Source organism: Nibrella saemangeumensis, assembly GCF_039541915.1.
GTDB lineage: Bacteria > Bacteroidota > Bacteroidia > Cytophagales > Spirosomataceae > Nibrella > Nibrella saemangeumensis.
Window position 1 is genome coordinate 257,784 of the sequence record NZ_BAABHD010000084.1, and the last position, 21,896, is coordinate 279,679.

The window sequence follows — 21,896 nt, forward strand, 5'->3', positions numbered from 1 at the left end:
TTTTGTTTATTCATTGGATAAGTAAGATAGAACTTAATCCGCTACCGAATGATATAAAGACAAAAAGCTTAACAGTGGGTATAAGAAGCCGGCCGGAGTGCCGGCTTTTTTGTTGCCGGAGCGTCAACCGGTTTGCGTATACGCCGGAGAGACGGGCACTAGTAAAAAAGAAGTTTTGGCGTATTGATTACAGGTGGGAAAAAAAATCTACACCGGTTGTAGAAGGTGTGGAGGTCACGCCGACTGATCTTATCTCAGGTACCCCAGCGACGTTAAGAATTGATCCGCCTGCTGAACGGTTTCGCTGTAGTACCTGGAATTCTGGTGGTTAAAGAAGCCATGTTCCTGGCCTTCGTAGAGATGGAGGTCGCACCGGCTGCCGGCTTCCTTCATTTTTTGCTGATACAACTGCGCCGTTGCCACCGGAACCAGTGCATCCCTGGTACCTAAAAAAACAATGGTGGGTGGTGCCCCCGGCCTGATGTTATGCAGGGGGGAAATTTCCGGGTACCTGTTGCCAAATTGTTTATATCCATAACCTCCGGGACCATTGTCAAAGACCGGGTTGAACAAGACCAGGGCATTCGGTCTGGAAGAAACCGAAAGGTCTTCATTGGCTTCTTCCAGGCCAATAATATTCCCGGCCGCAGCGGCTAAGTGGCCCCCCGCAGATCCTCCTGCCGCTACAATCCGCTGGGGGTCTATGTGGAGCCGGTCGGCCTGCTGCCTGAGAAAACGAATGGCTGACTTGGCATCGCGCACCGCGTCAAAGGGACTGGTGTGGTGAAGGGAGTCGACCCGGTAATCGGCCAGTACGCTGACTATACCCCTGCCGGCGAAGTAAGCCGCATGGGGCAGAAACTGCCGGTAGCTTCCCTTATACCAGCCACCCCCAAAGAAAAAGATGATAACCGGATACGATCGGGTAGTGTCCAGGTCGGGAGGATAATAGACCCGCAGGAAGAGTTGTACGGAACTAACCCGTTTGTATTCCAGCCTGAGTGACTCTTCCTGCGCACAAACCCAGGGAATCGTACCTGCGATGAGAAAAAGGAAAAGAGCGGCCACCTTTTTCATTAGAAAAGTTTTTTAGGTGAATCGATTTTGGACCTAGAAGGCAAAGAAAGAAGGGGTCGCCGTTCGTTCCTGCCCTCCCGTTAATTCGCTATTGAAAATAAATTTCAGCCGTCTGTTCTTCCTGTTCCATTCGCTTTTTTACATACCCCCGGTAGTGGGCCTGCTGGCCCGCGTAGGCATCTCCGCACGATAAGGCATTGTACGTCATGTAGAGCTGCCTACGGCTCACCTGTGATCGGTTGGGTTCACTGCTGTGGGGAGTCAGGGAGTGGAATACAATAATGTCACCAGGCTCGGTGGTAGCCACGACTTGACCGGATAGATCCATTCGGGCGATTTCCGCTTCCTGCATGTTGCGTAGTTGGCCTACCGGTGTAAGCAGTTCGCGGTGGTAACCAGGGTAGAGTTCAAGGGCACCATTTTCCCGGGTAGCCGGGTCTATCGCCAGCATCACCGACAGGATTTTGTCCGGATGAATGGCCTCAAAGGTATCCTCCCCCGCCTGTGGTTGCCACCAGGCAAAGTCCTGGTGCATCTCGTAGCCCCGCATACGGGGTACCTTGAAGATTAGTTTATCCTTAAACAGCACCGGCTCCTCGCCAAATATAGAGCGGAGGGGTTCCAGAATCCGGTCATCGAAGAGCAGGGCTTTGAACCGGACCGACACGTCAATCACCGGGTCCACGCGCTCTACCACCTTTTGTCCGTCGGGCATCTGATGCATGGGGGTACGCAGGTTGTTCTCGGCGATAAAATCCGCGTGTAAAAGCTGGTCGGCTTCCTGCTGCCAGGCTTGTACTTCGTCGGGAGAAAAACGGTTGCGCAGGATAAGGTACCCGTTATCCCGGTAAAACTGGATTTGCTCCGGACTTAATTCAGTTGACCGGAGCTGACTTGCTTGATTCATAGTTTTCTGAGGTTTGGTGTTGTTTATGTTGTTTCAGATTGAATCGTAGAATGGCTGCTCCCAGTAGCAGAATTCCTGCCCCAAGAAAGGCAACATACCAATGGTGAGCGGTGGTAAGTATACTGAGGATCGTAAAGCCTAGTCCCGTGCACATAAAGGTCCAGGCCACTACCCGTATGCCGTAGCTATTGGTCGTCATACTACTACCCCTGGTCTCAGGTTCTAAAGAGGACAGGGGAGTGGCAGCGGGGCACCAGGTCCCTTCGAAGGTGCTACTTTTGTACTTGATCCATTCGTAGGCAATAAGGATCAGCGGTGTAACGATTAGCCCTATTACCGTTTCTTCGGTCCGGTTCAGGCTCAGGCCCATCCAGGATGGTGTCACAAACTTGAAGAACAGATTTACCAGCAGTCCACCGCCGATGGAGAGGTACATGCCCCGTCGGTCGAGACGGGAGGAAAAAAGCGCCCAGACGGGTGGAGCCAGGAGCGGTACGTAAGTAAGCGCATTGATGGAAAACACCAGCGCCACTACCCCGCCAATGCGGGGTACGCTATCGGCAATCACAATCATCAGAATACCAAAGCCAACGGTAGATAAACGGGCGATGCGCATGAGGCTCCGGTCGGAGCTGTCGGGCCGGATGAGCTTCCGGTACAGGTCGTTGGTAAACACGGCCGCGCACATGTTGAGGATGGTATTGGCACTACTGGCGGTAGCGGATACCATGGCGGCCAGCATCATACCCAGCATACCCACAGGGAGTACGCGCTGGCACATCTGAATGTAGGCCGTTTCGGCCCCCTGCTTGTCCAGGGTACCATTGAGGATAAAATACGCCATGGGCGGTATCATCCAGAAGACCGGGCTCAGGATATAAAGTCCGCCAAAGAGCAAACCGGTCCGTCGGGCGGCCGCTTCGTTCCGGACGCTGGTGAACCGCTGGATGTAAGTCCAATCACCCCCTATTTTGAAGATATGGACCAGAATGAATGATACCATGAACAGGGGCGTGTACTCGCTGCTGGTCAGCGAGCGGTGGGTGTCGGGCAGCTTATCCAGAAACCCCGAAAGGCCGCCTACTTCCATCAGCGAAAGGGGGACGGTGAGTACCACCGTGGCGGTCAATATCACAAACTGCAGCACGTCGGTAACCAGTACGGCCCAAAGACCGCCCAGAGCGGTGTAGAGGATGATGATACCGCCCAGCAGGAGGATAGACCAGAAGAGGGACAGGTCCGTAGCTACCTCGAGCATACGGGCCACCGGATAAAGTACCGCGCCGGCCACAATAATGCCGATAATCATGAAGAGGTAGATGTACACCTGCTGCAGGGGCGTACCGAAGCGTTCGCCAATGTACTCCGCGGCCGTCAGGATATTGGCCCGCTTCCAGCGGGGGGCAATCCAGAAGGCCACGACAAACCCCGCGATGCACATGGTCCACTGAATGGCGATGGCTACCAGGCCCTGCTGGTAAGCGATGGAGCCCCACACCACAAAAACTCCGGCCGAAAAAAAGCTCATGTACAGCGAAAGGCCGCTGATCCACCAGGGTACCTCCCCTCCGGCCGCAAAGAAGCTGCGGGTGTCGGTACCGGACCGGTTGAAGAGGACGCCAATGACCAGCATCATCAGGAAGTACACTACCAGAACCGATAAATCAAGACTATTCATTGGGATTGGGGACAGTTGAAAAGGTACGAGAAGCCATTTTTATCGAAAAATCATGCTTTGTTCATCATTGATTTATATCGGTCTGTGAGTAGCGGGAAATAGCGCTACTTCATGAAATGCGCCAGAAACCCGAGCGTATAGGGAGAGATCACCCGGTACCCTCCGGTCTGTAAGGCCGGGCCTCCTTTATTGGCCTGCGCCGTTCCGGTCAGGTAGCCATCGGGCGTAAGGTAAGGCTGTAAACCCCGACGCGTCCGTTCAATGTGCGGGAGTACCCGGTCCGGCAGAAGTCCGTACCGGTGTCCATAGGCTAAGGCAGCCGCGATGCCGGCCGAACCCGAGGTTTCAAATCCGGTGTCGGGCTGGTCGGTGAAGCAGTACCACAGCCCGTTGGGCTGCTGCCGGGCGAGGACCCGCGTTACCGCCGATCTGAAAACCGCCCGCAGCAGGCGCGTCTGTTCATCCTCGGGCAGGTGGTGCAGCGTCTTAGCCAGGCCCAGCAGGTACCATACGACGCCCCGGCCCCAGTTGGGGTACTGCGGCTCGCCCTGTTCCAGGGTGCGCTGGTAGATAGTTTCCTCCCGGTCCAGCCGCTCCACCCTGGCTTTCAGGGTACTTATGGAGAGCGCTGCCAGCTCGGGTTGGTTCAGCAGCCGGGCCATTACCGCCAGCGGGTAGCTCACGGTGTAGCACTCCTCGGTCTTGATTGGTCGGTTCCCCTGTCCATCGGCTATCACTCCCCGGGCGTCGACGTGAGAGCTACTGAAGTCAATGGCCAGCTTGAGCAAGGGGTGGTTGGGCTGGCTTTGGGCCAGGATCGCGAAGGGGAGCAGTGACTCCACTCCATTGACCTGATTGGTAGTTTTTTGATTATTAAGATTGGCATAGACCAGGTCCTGCTTGCCAAAGTACATGGCCAAATGGGCCTGAAGTACCTCCCGGGCCCGGCGGGAGTTTTTGGAAAGTTCGTGAATCCCATCCAGGTTACAGCCGTGCATCCAGCCGAAGGTCTGCAACGATTCCAGCGAAAGCAGCCGGTCCTTCCAGGCATCCGATGCAGGACCTGAACCTGGTAACAGCAGGTGGGGGAGGTAGGCAGCCGGTGCCGACTGGCTGGTAGTTCCGGCCGTGAATACATAGAAAGGTTTCTGTCCGTGGGACTGATGGAGTACCACCCCTTCCTGCATTATATCCGGTACCAGCTCATCGGGAACCAGGAGTTCGTAGGGCTGCATGTACACAGCATACCGGATATCAAACTCCCCGATTGACTTTCCCGACCGGGCGGTCCTTACCTGAATACGGGTTTCTTCCCGCACATCCGTAGCGCTGGTCAGGCGCAGACGTACTCCTTTTGTGACGCTTGTTTTCTCCCATTGTAGCCGTAATCCTTTTCCTTCGGTGGGCACACGGGCAGCCACCCAGTCAAATGGAATATAAACAGGTACTTCGGGGATCTTACCTGGGTTTTTGGCAACAAGGTACCGGTAAGGGAATAGAGGTCTATTGGGCTCCCATCCCGGCAGAAATGGCAGAGTCGTGAGTACCGATGCGGAGCGTAACCACTGTCGTCGTGTTAATTGATTCATAGTAATAGTATACATCCCAGTCAGGGTAGCGCTTTTTTCCAGCCCTGGTGTAATTGCTTTTTCAGCCTTTCCATTACGGGCCGGTAGGCGGGAAGTGCCGCCAGATTTTTGTTTTCCTGGGTGTCCGTCTGGTGGTCATAGAGTTCGTATTCGTAAAATCCTTTTTCGGGAACGGTCCATTCCACCAGCCGGTAGCGGTCGGTGCGCAGGGTATAGCCGAAGCCGTCGCCTACGCCGGGTATCTTCCAGGGGTACAGGCTGAAAGCGGCTTTTTTCCACGCCCGCCGGGGTTGTTCGATGAGGGGGCGCAGGCTGATGCCTTCCAGGTCGTTAGCTACGGGCAGTCCTGCGTAATCGGCCAGCGTTGGGTACACGTCCACAAACTCTACCAGTCCGTTGGTAGCCTGCCCCGCGTGTCGCATACCTGGCACGGATACAATCAGCGGGGCGCGGGTAGAGATTTCGTAGTTGTTATGCTTGCACCACATGTTATGCTCACCCAGCTGAAAGCCGTGGTCTCCCCACAGTACCACGATGGTGGTCTTATCCAGCCCCAGTCGTTGCAGTTTATCCAGTACCAGCCCTACCTGCGCATCCACAAAGCTGACCGCGGCCAGGTATCCATGCTTTAACTCCCGGCTTAGTTCGGCATCAATGGCTTTGCCTTTGGAAATATTGTCGTAGGTCCGGAGTTCGCCGGAGCTGTGCTGGGCGTAGGCGGGTGCCCCCACGGGCAGATACGGATTCGGAGCGGGCGGAATGCGGGCCGGGTCGTACAACTCCCAGTACCGGCGGGGAGCCACAAAGGGCAGGTGGGGCTTCAAAAAACCCAGGGCCAGAAAAAAAGGCGTACCTGCTTCGGCCCCCTTTTTCAACTGCCTGAGCTGCTCCATGGCCCGTACGGCCAGTTCCCCGTCCATCAACAGGGAGTCGGGAACTTCGGGCGCTTCGAAGGCCGGACCGCGCCGGCGGTTTTTCCAGTCGGACCAGTCCACGCCACTGGCTTTGAGCGAGTCAACCAGGTCCTTGATTTCCTCAGCCTTCTGCGGACTGAACAGGGCTTTTGAAAAGTACCATTCAGGTTGTGAAAAAGACGCGGGGTTGGGGTGATGAAAGATCTTGCCCATCCCCAGCGTGTGGTACCCTGCGTTTTTGAATAGCTGAGGCAGCGTAACCACGTCAGGTACTGCCTTTCGTACCGGCGTTTCGAGGTCAAATATCCGGATGGTCTCCGGGCGCTTACCCGTCAGCAGCGAAGCTCGCGACGGAGCACAAACTGCCTGCTGGCAGTAGGCCCGATTGAACAGCAGGCCCCGGCTGGCCAGTTTATCTATATTGGGCGTTTTGACCAGCGTATCCCCGTAGCAGCCCAGCAGCGGCCGCAGGTCGTCCACGGTAATAAACAGGACATTATACTTTCCTGGCGTTTGCGGATGCCCCGGGTACCCCAGGAGTAGGAAAAGGCCGATGGCTAGTGCTGTTACCGATTTGCGCATGTGTACTTTGGATTAATAAAAACATAACCCTAAAAGCAGGCAGACCCCTGTTGGCGTGGAGAGTATCCTTCCCAATCCGGGTACTGCCTGCTTTTAGGATAATCAAATCGGATCCATATACCCTTCTATTTGATAATAAACTGCTTCCGCAGGGAACGGCGGCTGGTGTTTATTTGCAGGAAGTACACGCCCGCCGGCAGCTCCCGCAGTTCCAGTTCCTGCCGGTTGCCCGCTACTTTCCGGTCCAGGACGGTCTGTCCCAGGATCGTATGGATCAACAGCTTCGCAGTGGGTTCCAACTGCTCGTCCCGGTTCCATTCCACGGTAAGCTTACCCTCGGAAGGATTAGGGTACAGTCTAAATACCTGGTTATCTGCTGCTTCGCTTACGCTCAGCCGGGCTCCGGCCGCGCAGGTTACAGATTTTGTGGTTGCCGTAGCGGTCCGCAGCTTCCCATCGGGACCGGCCACCGACCACGATACCTGTCCACCAGCCGGAAAAGAGACCGTAAAGGCGTTCTGCACCCGCTGGGGCTGGAACTGGACGACCTGGCTGGTACCGGCGGGTGTCAGGTAGTTGGCCGGTCCGGCGGGTATGTACACGGGCATATCCATGTCATTCTTATAGCCGAAGCGGGCGGTCCACTGGTCTCCGCCGTTGTCTACAATACATTCCAGGATGGGTTTTACTCCTTTATCCTTATCGGTCGTTGTAACGGTAAACGTCTGAATTACATCGGCCGCCGGGGCGTACTCCTGATTACCCGCCTGCGAGGCTTTCAGGGTAATAGGCCCGATCCCGGTGATGGTCAATAAACCGTCCGACAGTGTAGCGGGACCCGACACCAGCTCGATACTGACCGGAAGGCCGGAGGTGGCCGTAGCCGTCAGGGCAAAGCTTTGGGGCGGGTTACTCTGGTACACCACATCGGCCAGCTGCGTAAAGGTAATGGTCTGCGCGTCGAGGGGGCGGGCTATGTACAGGTTCAGGACCGACACGGGCGTACCCGCTGATATTAGTCGTTTGGGCGTTTCGTCCCGCTCGAGGTAGCGTGTTACATCACCCCGCGTTTCGGTCACCAGTCGCTTGAAGTACTGCTGGTTGGTAAAGGCGGTGGTACTTACCTGCTCACTGAAAATAAAGTTGGCTTTGGCATTGATTACCTCAAAAGCGGGCATATCAGCGGGTACATTGTCGGCGGCAATGCTTTGTCCACCCAGTATTTCTACTTCGGCCCCGTTGATGGCTTTTACCAGCGTCCCGAATTTCTCGGTCTTCAGACCCAGCACGTACAGGGAGCCCCCGTCAACAAGTACCTTGGTTTCAATCTGCTCGGGGTTCAACTGCCGGGCGTACACCTCCTGATTCCTGAATTCAAACTGCGGAGTTCCCTCCGGAGGCATCGAGTTTTTAAAGGGTTCGGGCGCTACGTTGCTGTGGTTGCCTCCTTTGACATCTTCGATGAATACCCTTCCGGTGGCGGTTCCGGTCTTATAAATCTTCCCGGTATGGCACATGACATTCTGGATCACCATATCCTTGTCTGAATTATTTTCAAACAGGGGGAATCGCTTGCGACGGTCCACGCTGCCGGGCCAGCTCAACGGAAGCGGCAGGCTGATGCCTTCGAGGACGACGGCCGGGTAGTTGGTACTTTGGATGGTAAAGAGGGCGGTGGTTTGATTTTCCAGTTCTACGGTTGTGAACATGGCGGCATAGTTGCCGACGTACCGCCTGACGTTGCCATAGATGGTGACCGGGCTGGCGATGGTGTAGATACCAGGTTTCAAATAGAGCGTCGTCTTGGCTTCGTTGCCCGGCTGATTCATGTACGCAATGGCCGCCCGGATAGCCGGACCGATGTCCTGCGGGTTGGCGGCATCCACGCCGGGTACGTAGCCACCGGCAAAGTCACAGACATTCACCCAGTTTTCGGGCAGGTCCCAGGGTACTTCGGGCGCATCGGGAATGGCTCCTTTTTTCAGGTTGAGGGTTTTGGTGGGGGTATCGTCCCATTTTTTAAGCGTTGACCCGTGTACAAATTCTTCGATGGGTCCCGTGATAGTCGTGCCGTGGTTGGTCAGGCTGCTGGCAAAACCAGTGACCGTGACATTTCGTACAAACGCGTAGCCTTCTTCGTTTACCAGAGCGGAAGCGTCAGAAGAGCCTTCCAGTTCGGAGTCAACGATAGTGATCATGCTGTTAGCCGAACGGCTCAGTACCGCCGGCCCCCCGAGACCGGAGGTTTTGAGCTTGCGGATGCTCAGGACATTGTCGGTATTGAGGATACCTCCCAGTCGTGAGTTCTTGATGGTAATGTGTTCCATCACCATGCTGTAATTGGGGGAAGCAATCCGGATGCCGTAGTCAAAACCCTCAATGGTCACATTTTTTATCAGGGAAGGACCGGGAATTTTGGCCCGTTCCATGTCCAGCCCAGCCCAGTCCGTCGGCGGACCGGATCAGTACATCCCGTACACTGCCCTGGTTGTTGGCAATGAACCGTAGGCCAGCCGCACCGGGATTGCCACTGCCCACGTCGATGGTCAGGTTGAATACGCCCTGCTTAAAGGCGACATTCACAAAGCTACCCGGCTGGTAGTCGGCGCGGGAGTTGCTCAGTACCGGGCGGGGATTGTCGGGGTTCTGGAAGTTGGGGTTGTTGTCCGTTAGTTTCAGGATGGTATGGTCGCGGCTTTGTCCCTGAAAAATAATCCCCTTACCGTTGCCATTACCAGTGAAGGTTGCGTTGAGGTTGTCCACAAAGACAGCATCCGATAACTTATAGGTACCGTTGGGAAAGTACAGTACCTTCCGCTTCACCGCCAGGTAGGGGTCCCGAGTGTGCTCGGCAATCGCCTGCATAATGTAGGGGGTAGCGTCCACTACGCCCTGGTTCAGGTCGGCCCGGTAACAAAGGATATTAATAACCGCGTCATTGGGGAAAACAACGTTCTGACCGGGGAATGCGGCAGCCGTCGGTGCTACCGGCTGAATTTGCCGGGTGCGGGTATCCTGGCCGGGGCTCGGCGGATTGAAGCCATCGCTGATGGTGACTGTAACCGTTCGGGCAGCCAGGCTGGGCGAGGCACTGGTCGTTTTAAAGAGAACCGCCCGCAGGGCCTGCTGGTACACCAGGCCGGGCAGGTTGCCTGTGAGGGTTAGCTTCCCTACCGAAGGGTCCCATTGGGCCGTCATGCCGGCGGGCGGTACGGGCAGGGAAAGTACATCGCTGCCAAGTTGGTAGTTGTTCGTAATTTGTACAGTAAGCGAATTCAATCCAAACGCATCAACAACCGAACTGGTGGTAAGGCGGTACGAAACGGCCTCATTACAGCCAATGACGTATTCCAGAGCGGTACTTTCCATGCTCCCCAACAGAGGCTGCGGAGGAGGGGTAACGTTGATCACGCGGCTGAGCAGGTTGCTGGCGATAGCCTCCTGGTAAGTAGTGAACGCGACGGTTCGCAGCCCGAAATCGGGAGCTAAAGAATTGAGATTCTGGTAAGTCACCCGGCGCAGCGCGGTCTGGTAAGCCAGGGGCGACGCGCTGCCGGACAGGGTCAGGGTACCGGTAGAGGCATCCCAGTTGCTGCTGACGCCCGCGGGCAGTTCCGTCGCTGTCAACTGGTCTTTGCCTTCCCGGTAGCCCCCGGTAATCCGGACAGTAGCGGACGTAAGATTACCACCGGCGCTGCTGAGCAGGCTGGCAGTGACAGGTACCTGCGAGCTGCCCGGCAGTACGTACAGCAACTCGTTGGCTTCGATGTCGGCCAGGTAAAAGGCCTGCGCGTCGCGCTCGTACGCGCCGATACTCCGGCTGTTTGGGTTATTACGCAGGAAACCCCGCTGGTCTTTGGGTAGTACCCCTGCCAGCGAGGCAATGGTACCTGCCTCGGTCAGTACAGCCGGGTTGGCCCCGGCGACCAGCGCCACCGTTTGAGTAATGCCCTCCGTGCCACCGTTGTCAACCAGCGTAGGCGTAGTGGTACCGTACAGCAGCAACAGGCTGTTGCCCGTGGTATTGGCAGGGTCCGGATTTACCCAGGTATAGCCGTTGACACTGCCCAGCCGGTTGTAGTTAAACTCGGAGTTGAAACTACCATTGAGGTCTACCCCGTTGGGGGACGTGTTACCGGATACGATCGAATAGTTCAGCCAGGAATTGGCGCTGGAAGCTCCCCAGAACCCTCCGCCCACGCCAGCGCTGTTGGCTACTACGGTGGCCTGGTGCAGGGTGATCCTACCGGTGCTGGCATTGGAAATTCCGCCCCCGGCTCCGGTAGCGCTGTTTCCAAATAAAGTACTGTTTGTAATGGTGGCGCTGCCGGAGTTGGCAAAGCGAATACCGCCCCCCCCGCTGCTGGTCGCCAGCGCCTGGTTGTTATGAATAGCTGAATTACTAATGAAAACAGCTCCGGTACTGTTGAAGAAAAGACCAGCCCCGTGGCTGCTGGACCCTGTTTCGGTGAGGTTGTTACGGACCGTCACCCCATTCAGGGTGGAGGTACTTCCCCCCGTTTTGTAAAGGGCCCCACCACCGATAGCCCGTGCGGTGTTCCCGTACAGGCTACCGCCGGTTATTATGAGGGTACCGGCTACATAGATACCACCCCCGCCCCCCCGGGTAGAGAGATTGTCGTAGACGGCCGAGTTCGTGAGGGAAAGGGAAGAGATGGCGTAAATACCGCCACCCCCGTTGGTGAGCCCGGCGGACATATTGTTATAAATCTGCGAGTTTTCGATGGTTACAGGACCATCCGCATAGACGCCACCGCCCCCATGGCCTGTGCTGGTACCGGTAGATGCATTATTGTGAATTTTACAGTTGATCAGGTGTAACTGCGGTATTGGGTTAGCGCCACCCAGGTTTCTGCTATAAATACCTCCTCCGCGTTGCGTGGCGCTATTGCCGTAGATGGTGCAATTGATCAGGGTCATGGTAGAGCTATTGTTGAGTACGCCCCCGCCCAGTCCTAAGCCTCCCCCGCCGGTAATAGTCAGATTCGTCAGGGTGATGGTGTTGCCGGCCGGGGTACCCAGCGGCCTGATGCCACTGTGGGCCTGAATAGTGAAACCCGTTGCGGGCCCCAGAATGGAAATGTGGGTACCCAGGGAGGGTAGTTGGGACGTCAGCACCAGGGTACCCGTTACGTCAATCCGGATCAGGTGCGGCTCCTGCGGGGTGGCGGAGCCATCGCCGTTGGCCTCGGCGATGGCCCAGCGTAAGGTTTGCGTGGCCGGACCAGGCTCACCCGGTCCATCAGCAGTAGTATTGACCACAAAAGTGGTCGCCTGAGCAACCGTAGCCCAAAGCAGCAAAAGGAGTACCGTATAGAGTCGTTGCATCATGATTTTGCAGGTGAGATATCGTTTTGAAGAGACAAAGAGAGATCTGGCCGGACCTTCTGGCCCGGCTGATAACGAATTACCCTAACCTTAATTCAGCTTAATACCCTGGATTCTGGGTCAGTGATTTGTTGATCTGAAGTTCACGCAGCGGAATGGGAAAGAGAAGCTTGCCTTGGGTAACCTGACCGATCTTGTTGTAGAGATAAGGTGTACTGCTGTTTTTGCGCTGTTGCAAATGAGCACTCATAACGTCCAGCGCTTTGCCAAAGCGAAGCAGATCGAACCAGCGGTGGTTTTCGAAAGCAAATTCCACTCTTCTTTCCTGGAGTAAGACATCCACAAAATTCTGGGTCCGGTCCGCATTGCCCAGGCCGGCTCTGGTCCTGATGCGGTCAAGCAGGTCCCAGCCCTCGCCGGTAGGGCCCACGGCCTCGGCCAGCATCAGCAGTACATCGGCGTAGCGTATAATTGGAAAGTTGTCATCGGAGTCAAGGGGTAGGCTGGGGGCATCTGAGAATTTGAGAATTCGGGGTTCCAGCACTACCTGCCCGTTTGCTTTAGTATACGACTCGGCTACAGAAACTTTTTTGCGCAGATCGCCTTTTTCGTAAGCCGCAATAATATCCTGGGTGGGCGAGTTCAGGCCCTGTCCGCCACCGCCCCGGTAGGTACTTCCGTATATGTCCAGGCCAGCCCGAGCCGGCAGCCAGGCGTCGGCATAGGTGCTGCCTTCGCCAACACCCCCTGATTTGAACTGCAGCTCAAACAGGCTTTCAGCGCTATTTTTGTTGGCTCTGCCCCATAGTTTGGCATAATCCGGAAGAAGTTGATACTGGTTGCTGCTGATGACTTGTCGTAACTCACTGGCTGCTTCGGCCTTCTGACCCACCGTCAGGTATACTTTGGCCAACAAGGCCCGCGCAGCTCCCTGCGTTACTCTTCCTCGTTGCCCCGTCGGGTAGCTCAGTGGCAGAAAGCCCGTTGCTGTTTTTAGATCCTGGATCAACTGCTGATACACCCGTTCGGCAGGCACGCGGCCTTCTCCAAAGGCGGCCGATGGGGTGGCAAATTCCTGGGTAGGCATGGGTATATCGCCAAACAGCCGCACCAGGTTGAAGTAGAGGTAAGACCTCAGAAACAAAGCTTCACCCCGGTACTGATTCTTCAGCTGTTCGCTGAAGTCGATGTTGCCGATCCGTGTTAGCACGGTATTGGCCCGCGATATGCCGTAGTACGAACTCCGCCAATGGTCAAGGACCAGCCCGTTATCGGGCAGTACGTAGAATTCATTGATCTGATTGAACCCTTCGGCAAAACCGCCAAGGGCCAGTTGGTGCTGCTCGGTATTATCCGACCGCATCTCTTTCAGGGCCCAGCCCGATTGCTCCAGCAGGCGCTCATTGACGGCATCATACACACCTATTACCGCCAGATTAAAATCATCGGCGTTTCGGAAGAAAGCTCTTTCGTTGGGATTGTCAATGGGGGCCAGGTTCAGGAAATCCTCCCCGCAGCCCGACAGAAATAGGGTTAATGCGCTACAAACCAATAGCTTTATAGTTCTTAATTTCATAGTGGTAACGGATTTAGCTTCGTCAGAAAGTGAGGTCAATGCCAAAGGTATACGTGGCTGGCAACGGGTACCCACCGCTGTCAATGCCCTGCGAGATGGCGCTGTTGCCATACTCGTTTACTTCAGGGTCAAAGCCTTTGTATTTGGTAAAGGTCAGTACGTTGGCCCCGGAAAAATAAACGCGGGCATTGGCCAGTTTTACCCGGCTGATCAGGGGCTTGGGCAGGTTGTAGGCGAGTACGATGTTGCGAAGCCGCAGGTAGGAGCCGTCCTCGACAATCCGGGTGGAAGTGGAGGTATTACCGTTGCGGTCACCCCGGATGGCTCTGGGCTCGGTGGCATTGGGGTTCTCCGGCGTCCAGCGATTCTGCCAGTAGTCGCGGGTCACGTTGAAGTTGGAACTGCCCCCAATCAATATCCGGCGGGTCATGTTTAGGATATCGTTTCCGTAGCTGCCCGAGAGTAGCACATTCAACGAAAAATTCTTCCAGCTCAAATTGTTTCCCAGTCCGAAAATAAACGTGGGGTTCGGGTTGCCGATAAAGGTCATATCTTCCGAATCTATCTTTCCGTCGCCGTTCACGTCGATATACTTAACATCCCCACCCGAGGCATTGGGTTGAATTTTAGTCCCGCTGGCGTTGACGTAAGCATTGGCTTCTTCGGTAGACTTGAAAATCCCCGGCGAACGCAACCCCCAGAATTGGGAAAACGGTTGACCTTCTACCAGCACGGCCGTGGTTCCGCCTAAGTCCGTACTGACAAAGCGCCTTTCGATGGGTCCCAGATCGACAACCTTGTTCCGGTTCCCCGAAATATTGAAGCTCGTATTCCATTTTAGCGCACCGGTTGTATTGACGGAATTAATGGCCAGTTCAATCCCTTTATTTTCTACTTCGCCTATGTTGGTAAGGGCGCTTCCGAAGCCGGAATAGTGTGGAACATCAATGGCCAGCAACAAGTCTTTAGTCTTCTTTTTGTAGATATCCGCAGATAGCTCTAAACGCCCCTGGAAAAAGCCGATGTCTATACCCGCATTGGCCTGGTAGGTGGTTTCCCAGGTAAGATCCTGGTTATTGGGGGTAGAAATAAACTGGCCGTTTGCCAGGTTTGCAGCGGTTCCTAAAACATACCGGACGGGTGAAAGCTGGCCGATAGACGAGTAATTGCCGATGTTGAAATTACCGGTAAGCCCGTAGCTGCCTCGTATTTTCAGGTTACTGATACCATCCAGATCCCGCATGAAGCGCTCCTCTGAAACCCGCCAGCCCAGCGCCAGGGAAGGGAAATTGCCGTACTTGTTGCCCGTACCAAAGCGCGACGAGCCGTCTCGGCGAAAGCTGGCCGTTACCAGGTATTTGCTGTTAAAGGAGTAGTTGATGCGTCCCAGGTAGGATTCTAGCGCCCACTGCTCGCGTTGGGCTGTACCGCTGGTCACCTGCCCGGCCGCTACGTATTCGACCAGGTCGTTTGGGTAGTTTATGGCCCCTACAGCATTCAGCTCATAATCTGATTTCTGGACGGTGTAACCCAGCGTCGTGTTGATTTTGTGGTTGCCAAAAGAACGGTCGTAGGTCAGGATATTCTCGTTCAGCCAGTTGATATCCTGCGAAGACCGGGACGCCCCGCTCGGTACACTGGGTGGGGGGCTACCTCCATTGGCCAGTTTGGAACCCCTGAATTCCCGGTTCCGGAAAGCATTGATATCCCCGCCAAACGAAGTCCGGACACGTAGGCCGTTGAGTAGTTCGGCTTCCACGTACATATTCCCCAACAGCCGCAGATGCCCCACCTCAAACGACGACTCCCTGGCCAGTGCGACGGGGTTGTCGATGTTGCCCAGGCCTATACCGGTACTGTTGGTACTGAGGGCAGTCTGGCTGACGTAATTTCCGTTGGCATCATAAACCGGGTACAGGGGTGCGGCCAGCAGGGCGCTGTTGACCAGGCCGCCCCGTACGAAGTGACCGTCATTATCGACCAGCTGATTATAACTGTAAGAAGGATTGAACCGGATGCCCGCTTTTATTTTGTCCGTTACCTGGGCGTCGATATTGCCCCGGAACGAGTAACGCTTAAACCCCGATTCAATAATGACTCCCTCCTGGTCAAAGTAGTTGGCCGAAATAAGGTACTGTAATTTGCTGGTCCCGCCGTTGAACGACAGCTGATGATTTTTGATGGCGGCCGTTCTGAAAATTTCATCCTGCCAGTTGGTATTAGCCCGCAGGGGATGGTTAGGGTCCAGCACCAGGTCGGAATTTCTCCAGGCCCCCCGGCTGGCATTGGCCACATTGGGGTTGTTACCCCGGTCGAGCCACCCATTTTCGTTGGATTCAATCACAAAAGCCGAAAACTCACCGGCATTGAGCATGGGTATCTGTTTCCGGATTTTGGAAAAGCCGTAATAGGTATTATAGGACATGGTGTTGCGCCCATCCCTGCCTGATTTGGTCGTGACAAGTACCACGCCATTGGCTCCTCTGGAACCATAGATGGCCGTTGCCGAGGCATCTTTTAAGATTTCGATGGATTCAATATCGTTCGGATTTATGGTCGATAGCGGGTTAATGGGCTGTACCGTGGGTAAGCTACCTGCCAGAGCGCCATTGTTGGTAATGGGTACACCATCAATGACGTACAGGGGGTCAGAACTGGCGTTGATGGAAGAGGCTCCCCGGATGCGTACCGTTACCCCTCCACCGGGCGTACCTGACGTCTGATTCACCTGCACACCAGCGGCCTGCCCCTGGAGGGCCTGGTCAAAGCCCGTGAGCGGCTGGTCGGCTATTTTCTGGGCATCGATGGAAGAAACCGCGCCCGCAATATCCCGCCGGTTCTGGGTACCATAGCCCACGACGACCACCTCACTCAGGGCTTTGTTTTCGGGTGCCAGCGATACCTGAAGGGTAGTTTGCGTCCCGACGGATACCTCCTGGGTTTTGTATCCCACAAAGCTGAATACCAGCACCGGTGCCCCTGTTTCGGGAACGGAAAGCTCAAAGCGACCGTCGGTATTGGTGGTGGTACCCCGCTGGGTACCTTTCAGCACGACACTGACACCCGGCAGGACAGCGTTGGTTTCGTCGGTTACCCGGCCCCGGATGGTTTGGTCAACGCTGACTTGTCTGGATTGTCCTATTGCCTGCCCATCGGGAAGTTGTTCGGTAGTTTCCTGGAGTTGACCCGTGTAATTCGGGCGGGTCAGGACAATTTTGTTGCTACGAATTACCTGATAGCGAATCTGGCGCGATGTAAACAGTTGCTGAAGTACCCGCTCCAGGGTTTCATCCGTGGCCTCCAGACTGATCTTATCGTTCGGGGCAATTACCCCCTTCTGGTAGGAAAATGTAACATCCGCTTTCTTTTCGATATCGCGCAGGACGGTTCTAAGGTCGGTATTTTTTACGTGCAGACTGATCCGTTCCTGCAAACGATCCTGCCCAAGAGTGGGTCCGGCTACACTGAAAGAAGCCAGGCAGCTTATAAGGAGCAGGTGAATGGTCGTGATTTTCATAAGATTGAAAATCTCTTTTTTGGTGAAGGAAATTGACATACATTTAATGGTTTTTGTTCTGGAAAGACAAAACGAAGGCTCAGGCAGCTCCCTAAGCTGCGGAGTAGTGGGGAGTGATGTTGCACCATCATTCCCCTTTTTTAAAAGAGAGGTTACGTAAAGTCAGATCATAGGAAACAGTTAGGTCTTTTTCATTGGTTATCGACACCCGTTCGACTCAATAAGAATTTGGGCGTCAATCTCTTTGTACGTTGCTCCGATGGTTTGTGTGATAACCTCCAGCTGATCGTACAGCGACTCATTGCTAAGCGTAGTGGTGATGTAACAGCCGGCAAGAACATCGGCATTGTATAGAATTGACACGCCGTAAACGCGCTCCAGCGCCTGTAGTACAACCGGTACCGGCGTTTCTTCAAAGTACTTCCGGGAGATGGTGGCCACCGGCTGCACAGGCTGGGGTTCGTCTACCAGACGTCTGTTCAGGAGTGCGCTCTCCCGGCTGAAAATGGCCTGTTGATTGGGGAGAAGCACCAATCCGCCCGTTTCAGGATCATTGATCTCGACATGCTCCTGCTTGAAAACGGATACCCGGCCCGTATGTACCTTCACAATAACCTGCTTATCGTAGTCGAAAGCGCTGATGCGGAAGCTGGTGCCTAGCACTTTGGTTACCAGCTCGTTGGCGTATACGTAAAACGGCCGGCCCGGATCAGGCGTAATCTCAAAAAAAGCTTCACCACTCAGCACTACCTCGCGTCGCCGGGAATCGAAATGAGCAGGGTAACTCAGTTTTGCCCCCTTTTCGAGGGTAATTATACTCCCATCTTCCAGCACGATTCGCTGCGCTGCGTTCGTGGTGTTGATTTTCTCCATTCGTTGGGTAACCGCCTTGGCAATCAGATCATTATAGCCAATTGTTTTTGTCCGGGCCGGCAGGATCGCTATAATGCTCACAACGACCAGTACCAACACAACAGCCGCAAACTGATAGGAGTATGCCTGCCAGAATAGAGGCTTAGACTGCACGGCTGGCTCCCCGATCGTGTGCGCTTCAATTCTGGCCCAGACCGCCCGTTTATCCGGTTCATCCGAAATCGGTTGCTGCTCAGCCGAGTAGATATCCAGTATCACCTGCCGGGCCTGATCCACCAGTGTTTGTTGCTCGGGGTGTAGTTCCAGGAAGTATGCCCAGGCTGTATTTTCTTCCGGGTTGAGTACCCAGCGAACGAACGAATCGTCGTTCAGAAAATCGCTTAGCTGGAAAGGAGGATGTTTCATCTTGAGAATTTAACAAAGTCGATCGCTACCCTTACAGGTGCCGGTACGGGATGGAAATACCCTTGCCCGGTTAGTTTTTAAGAATTAAATGGGGAAAAGCAACACATACAGGGTTGAAATGAACCGTAGGCCGAGCCGCAACACTGCATACGATTTGAAAAGCAGGTTACTGACAGACTGCTTGGTGAGTCCCATAAGCTGAGCCATTTCATCCAGACTTAGGCCGTGGTAAAACCGAAGATGTATGGCCTCGCGCTGCCGTCCGCTCAACTGGGTAATGGCATGCTGTATCCGCTCCCGCTGGCTGGTTTCGGTTTCGGTCTGAATGGTATGCTGTTCCGACGACAGAGACACCAGAAAATCCAGAAAGTCGTCGATGTCTTCGGCCGTTTCAAAGCGGTCGTGGCGGATGTTGCGGATAATCTGGTTGCGTAAAGCGCACAACAGGTAAAATTTTACGTTTTCAACGTCAGCGAGATGCTCTTTCCGTCGCCATAACTCCACAAAAACATCCTGGATGGCGTCTTCCAGCAGTTGGCGGTTAGCGGTGAGCCGGAAGCCATAGCGGGTTAGTATGGCGAAGTACCGTTGGTATAACTGCTCAAATGCCTGGCTATCGCCTTTTTTGAAGCTGTTCCATATGATCTTCTCCTGGTTTTCCTGGTGCTGTCGAGCGAGTCGGGAGGTCATCTGTCCCATGCGTACAGTTGGGTTAGTAGAATTGTGTATGGTTAATAATCTTCTATTTTTTCTTTGTGGAAGTATAAAACTGACTCATTACTAAGATAGGGATGGGTCGATGAAAAAACTACCCTATTTTTTTGCTTTTCCTGAAAGAAAGCCACCGCAGGACATGAGAAAAATACCCGGTCGGCAACGAGTAAAGAAACCGGCAAGGGGAAAGGTGCCTGTCCACTATTGGGCGAACACCTGTCCGCCTACGGACAATATATAGAATACACTGGCAGATAGGCACCTGATAACCAGCGCTTTTTCAGGCAGGCATAGGATTTGCTTTCTTGACAAGTAAGATCAGTCAACGTCTTATGTTTACCAATTTCTTTAAGACTGCCTACCGTAATCTATTCAAGAATAAATTCTTTACGGTATTAAACATCATTGGCCTAGCCCTGGGCATGTCGACCAGTTTATTATTTGTGGCCCTGCTCACCTTCCTTTTCCGGTTTGACGAGTTTCATCCCCACAGAGACCGGATTTACCGGGTAACCACGCAAGTCTATGATAATGTAGAAAATCCGCACTACGCATCTGCTCCGGTTGGCCTTGCTCAAAAACTGAAAGATGAATTTACCGGAGTCGACAAAGTAGTCCGCATCCATAGATCACTGGGGGGCGATGCGATCTACCAGGAGAAGAAGATTCCGCTGTATGGCTATTTTGCAGATCCTGAGTTTTTAGACGTTTTCAATTTTTCGTTACTGCATGGAAATAAGGCGACGGCACTCACCAAACCGAATACCGTTGTTATCACGGAAACAGAAGCCATGAAACTGTTCGGCAGCACCGATGCATTGGGTGAGGTTATCCGCATGGAACCGTACGGCGATCTAGTGATCACCGGTATTCTGAAAGACGTACCCGAAAACTCCCACATGCGGTTTGATGCCATAGCTTCCTATGCCACCTTCCTGTCGTATAAAGGGGCTTCGTTCCTGGCCGATGAGCAGGGCTGGCAATCATTTGCTAATTCCTATGTCTACTTTCTGCTTGCCGAAGGCGCTGAGCCCGCTACCATCGGGCATCTCCTGGATGAAACCGCCAGACAGCGGTATACCAAAAAGGATAACAAAACTGCTTTCAGGCTCCAGGCGCTGACCGAAATTGTACCGGGTCCTCAGCTCTATGATTCTTTAGGCCAGACCTGGAGTTTCCTGGGCCTTTTTATCATAGGCTCAATCACGCTGGTCATACTGATACCCGCCTGCTCAAATTATGCCAATCTGTCGATCTCACAATCCCTGGAGCGCATGAAGGAAATAGGGGTGAGAAAAGTGATGGGCGGACAAAAGAAGCAGCTTTTTCTCCAATTCATCGTAGAGTCGACGATCATTGTGCTGCTGGCGCTGCTGCTTTCCTATCCGATTTTTGAACTGATACGGGGCGATTTTTTATACCAGATGGTTGAGACCGAACCCCTGGATTTATCACCTACGCCGGCAACCTTCATTGGCTTCTTTCTATTCGCCATCCTGGTTGGGATTGCCGCCGGGATTGTTCCGGCGCTGTATTTCTCAAAGATTTCGCCCATCAATGCCCTGAAAGGGAAAGAAATAAAGACAAGCCGTCGCTCGTACTTCCGCAGGATTGTGCTAACCACGCAGTTTGTGCTTTCCCTTGGTTTTATTATGGCTGTTGTCATTATGATGCGACAGTATCAGTACTCGATACACTACGACTTTGGATTCGAACAGCAGCAGGTTCTGGATGTTGAGCTGAAGAATGTGGATGCGCAGCGATTCAAAAACGAATACGGAAAGCTCTCCTCCGTGCAGCGGATAACCCTGTCGTCGCATATCCTGGGCATTAGCAGCGCTCCGGAACGGCCCGTCAGGCTGGCGCACCAGGCCGACTCGCTGGCGGCATCTTCTATATCCGTCGATGAGGGATTCATTGCAACCATGAAATTAGCCTTGCTGGCCGGCAGAGACTTCAGTAATAAAGCTGCGGAGAACGCACGGCTCATTATTGTCAATGAAGATTTTGTCAAAAAGTTAAATCTGAAAGATCCGTTTGCCGCCATTGACCGGATGTTTGTCTTACCGGATGGCCGAGAGGTGCGCATCGCCGGTGTTCTCAAAAATTTCCATTATGCAGGTCTCAAAGAAGCCATCAAGCCGTTTTACTTCGACTACGATCCGGCCCGCTTCAAGTATGCAAATGTTAAATTGGTATCAAAGGAGGTGGTGGGCGATCTCCCGGCGATGGAAGCGCTCTGGAAGAAGATTGGCGGTGACGGTGAGTTCAGCGCACAGCTTTTTTCAGAAGAGATCAAAGAAGCCTATAGTTTTTATATCATGATCATGAAGCTATGGGGCTTTCTGGGGGTATTAGCCATCACAGTGGCCTGCCTGGGTCTGTTAGGGACGGTCTCCTTCACGACTAAAAAACGCGTCAAGGAAATCAGCATCCGAAAGGTGATGGGGGCCACTTCCGAAAGCCTGGTGCTGCTCTTATCCAAAGAGTTCATTATCCTGATGGTCATTGCCAGCGTGATTACCGTTCCTGTGATCTATGTGCTTTTCAACTACCTGTTGGCCACCGTCCAGCATTACAGGATAGAAATTGGCTTTATCGAAATCATTATTAGTCTGCTGATCATGATGGTGCTGGGCCTGTCGACCATTCTGTCGCAAACCCTGAAAGCGGCCAATGCGAACCCGGTTGATAATTTAAGTGTGTCATCCTAAT

General features: G+C 54.0%; 12 protein-coding genes. 1 reads left to right on the forward strand and 11 read right to left on the reverse strand.

What is annotated here, in order from left to right; all coding sequences use genetic code 11:
• Positions 1-249: 249 nt before the first annotated feature.
• The 11 genes from ABD949_RS28740 to ABD949_RS28790 all read right to left on the reverse strand — a co-directional run bounded on the left by ABD949_RS28740 (position 250) and on the right by ABD949_RS28790 (position 19,166).
• Positions 250-1,077, reverse strand: a complete 828-nt coding sequence (locus tag ABD949_RS28740) for an alpha/beta hydrolase (RefSeq protein ID WP_345249653.1) — start codon at positions 1,075-1,077, stop codon at positions 250-252.
• 88 nt (positions 1,078-1,165) lie between these two features.
• A complete protein-coding gene (locus tag ABD949_RS28745) occupies positions 1,166-1,984 on the reverse strand; it encodes a phytanoyl-CoA dioxygenase family protein (protein ID WP_345249655.1) in 819 nt (272 codons plus the stop codon).
• Positions 1,953-3,662, reverse strand: a complete 1,710-nt coding sequence (locus tag ABD949_RS28750) for a sodium:solute symporter family protein (protein WP_345249657.1) — start codon at positions 3,660-3,662, stop codon at positions 1,953-1,955. Before ABD949_RS28750 ends, ABD949_RS28745 begins: the two co-directional genes overlap by 32 nt.
• A 104-nt stretch (positions 3,663-3,766) precedes the next feature.
• Positions 3,767-5,251: a glycoside hydrolase family 88 protein gene (locus ABD949_RS28755; RefSeq protein WP_345249659.1), complete on the reverse strand. Its 1,485-nt coding sequence runs from the start codon at positions 5,249-5,251 to the stop codon at positions 3,767-3,769.
• 20 nt (positions 5,252-5,271) lie between these two features.
• Entirely contained in the window at positions 5,272-6,747 is a 1,476-nt protein-coding gene (locus ABD949_RS28760; protein ID WP_345249661.1) for a sulfatase, read from the reverse strand.
• A 125-nt stretch (positions 6,748-6,872) separates the two neighbouring features.
• Entirely contained in the window at positions 6,873-9,176 is a 2,304-nt protein-coding gene (locus ABD949_RS28765) for a T9SS type A sorting domain-containing protein (protein ID WP_345249663.1), read from the reverse strand.
• On the reverse strand, positions 9,124-12,099 hold the full coding sequence (locus tag ABD949_RS28770) for a right-handed parallel beta-helix repeat-containing protein (protein ID WP_345249665.1): 2,976 nt from the start codon (positions 12,097-12,099) through the stop codon (positions 9,124-9,126). Before ABD949_RS28770 ends, ABD949_RS28765 begins: the two co-directional genes overlap by 53 nt.
• A 97-nt stretch (positions 12,100-12,196) precedes the next feature.
• On the reverse strand, positions 12,197-13,672 hold the full coding sequence (locus ABD949_RS28775; RefSeq protein ID WP_345249667.1) for a RagB/SusD family nutrient uptake outer membrane protein: 1,476 nt from the start codon (positions 13,670-13,672) through the stop codon (positions 12,197-12,199).
• Positions 13,673-13,694: 22 nt separating this feature from the next.
• The gene (locus ABD949_RS28780; protein WP_345249669.1) at positions 13,695-17,228 is read right to left on the reverse strand and encodes a SusC/RagA family TonB-linked outer membrane protein; all 3,534 of its coding nucleotides are present in this window, start codon (positions 17,226-17,228) and stop codon (positions 13,695-13,697) included.
• A gap of 159 nt (positions 17,229-17,387) precedes the next feature.
• Positions 17,388-18,467 carry a FecR family protein gene (locus ABD949_RS28785; RefSeq protein ID WP_345249671.1) on the reverse strand — a complete coding sequence of 360 codons (1,080 nt, stop codon included), beginning with the start codon at positions 18,465-18,467 and terminating at the stop codon, positions 17,388-17,390.
• 84 nt (positions 18,468-18,551) lie between these two features.
• Positions 18,552-19,166 carry an RNA polymerase sigma factor gene (locus tag ABD949_RS28790; RefSeq protein ID WP_345249673.1) on the reverse strand — a complete coding sequence of 205 codons (615 nt, stop codon included), beginning with the start codon at positions 19,164-19,166 and terminating at the stop codon, positions 18,552-18,554.
• Between the two features lie 347 nt (positions 19,167-19,513).
• Here ABD949_RS28790 and ABD949_RS28795 point away from each other — a divergent pair, with 347 nt between their 5' ends.
• The gene (locus tag ABD949_RS28795) at positions 19,514-21,895 is read left to right on the forward strand and encodes an ABC transporter permease (RefSeq protein WP_345249675.1); all 2,382 of its coding nucleotides are present in this window, start codon (positions 19,514-19,516) and stop codon (positions 21,893-21,895) included.
• Position 21,896: the final 1 nt, after the last annotated feature.